Origin of the sequence: Alloyangia mangrovi (genome assembly GCF_002300555.2) — a bacterium.
GTDB lineage: Bacteria > Pseudomonadota > Alphaproteobacteria > Rhodobacterales > Rhodobacteraceae > Salipiger > Salipiger mangrovi.
In genome coordinates this window covers 1-1917 of the sequence record NZ_NTHN02000124.1, presented here as the reverse complement: position 1 = coordinate 1917, position 1917 = coordinate 1, and the positions used below count along the sequence as shown (strand labels likewise).

General features: G+C 69.8%; 1 protein-coding gene and 1 pseudogene. One reads left to right on the top strand and one right to left on the bottom strand.

The features are described from left to right. Positions 1-79: 79 nt before the first annotated feature. A complete protein-coding gene (locus CLG85_RS27570; RefSeq protein WP_311735048.1) occupies positions 80-1441 on the bottom strand; it encodes a lytic transglycosylase domain-containing protein in 1362 nt (453 codons plus the stop codon). Between the two features lie 110 nt (positions 1442-1551). Here CLG85_RS27570 and CLG85_RS26995 point away from each other — a divergent pair. Next, positions 1552-1917: pseudogene (locus CLG85_RS26995) on the top strand (signal recognition particle-docking protein FtsY); the annotation flags it as partial.

Here is a 1917-nt window from a genome sequence, read left to right as displayed (position 1 = left end):
CTCTGCCCCCGCCGCGCTGCGCGCGACTCCCCCGGGATATTTCTGCCTAGAAGAAGCGGTGGAAAGGGTTGCGGGGCCGTCAGACGCCGGTGTCGGGGCCGTAGCAGAGCATCGGTGCGTCGCCTTGCTGGGCCTCGTAGAGCACCGTGTTCGCGGGATCGTTCTGGAACACCGCGCGCAGCTTTCCGCTCTCGCGGTAGAAGCTCCAGCATTGCGGGATGTTCATGTCCTCGTAGACGAAGCAGATCATCTGTGCCTCGGCGTACCAGCGGCCGTCCTTGCAGTCGCCGTCCAGAAAGGACCAGCGGACCCGGCGGTCGGGCAGGTATTGCTCGACCCCGTAGGCGGCGCCGCCGCTGCCGAAGTAGAGCGTCTTGCCGGTGACATAGGACTCGAACTCCTCGGCGCTCATCGGCTGGGCAGCGGCGAGCGGGCTGGCGAGCAGGCAGAGGAGGAGGAAAAGCCGGGTCATGGGCGCAGCCTGCCAGAGCCGGGGCGGCGGCGAAAGGGAGAAGTGGCGGCGCGTGCCACGGGCGTTCAGGAATTGCGGTAGACGGCGCAGATGCAACCCGATTGCCGCAGCTCTGCGCAGAGATTTGCCGCGGCGCCGCGTCCGTCGCGCCCTATCCGGGCCATCCAGTATCCGCCGCGCGGGCTGGCACGGCTCTTTTGCCAGACCAGCTCGGGCTCTTCGCCGCCAATCGCGCCGGAGCAGGCCTTGGCGCGGCGGCGGAATTGCGCCAGCGCCCGGTCCTGGGTGGTGCCGAAAGCCATCTGCACCCCCCCATGGGTGCAGCGGCGGGCGGGCCTCGGGGTACTTGGTCAGCTTGCGCTCGCGCGCCAGCTCGTGGCAGGCCTGCTGGAAGGGCTTCTCGCCCTGCAGCCGGAAGTCATGGGTCTCGGGCGGGGTATCGCGCCAGGTCTCGGCGGCGAGCCCGGTGATGATCGCCACGTAGTTGATCGTCTCGCGCGCCAGCCCGCCGCGCCGCGCCATCAGCCCGTCGGCCCGCGCCTCGCCACCGTTGTAGGCTACCGCCGCCAGCCCCTGGTTGCCGTAACGGCGGGCCAGTTCACCGAGGTACTGCGCCGAATATTCCAGCGCCTCCGCGGGATTGTAGGGGTCCTTGAGGCCGCGCAGCTTGGCGGTGGAAGGGATGAACTGGGCGATGCCCTGGGCATTGGCGGGGCTGAGGGCGTTGGGGTTGAAGCGGCTCTCCTGCCAGATCAGCCGGGTGAAGAAACCGGGATCGAGCCCGTTGCGCAGGGCCAGATCCTCCAGCGCCTCGCAGGTGTCATGCACGAAATAGGAGGGCCGGATGCAGTGCACCGGCCCGAAGGTACCGGGCGAGCAGAGCGTTCCGGGCTCCCGGGCGCCGTCGGACGGGGCGGGAGGATCGGCCCGCAGCAGCGGCGCGGCAAGCAGGAGGACGAGGAAAAACACGGCCCGCAACATGCGCCCATGAAGGCGCCGCGGGGCGGAAAGGTCAACTCACACTTTTATCTGCGCGCGGGCCGTATTAGGTGAAGGCAAAGGCAGCGAGAGGTCCGGCCATGTCCTTCTTCGGCAAGCTCAAGAGCAAGCTCTTCAAATCTTCCTCGAAGCTCGAGGAAGGGCTGGACGCGATCGTCCAGGAGGGGGGCACGGAAGACGCCCCCGATATGGCGCCCGAACCCCCCGAGGTACCGCAAACACCGGTCCCCGAGACACCGGTCCCCGAGACACCGGCTCCCGAGACACCGGCACCGGAAACTCCCGGCCCGGACGTGCCGCCTCCGGCCCCCGAGACGCCGCCGGCCCCTGCACCGGAAGCCCCTCCGTCGCCGGAAGAAGTGCCGCCTGCGCCGCCGCAGGAGACGCCGCCCGCGCCGCGCCCGAGCCCGAGGCGCCGCCGCTGCCCGAGCCCGAGCCGCGGCCCG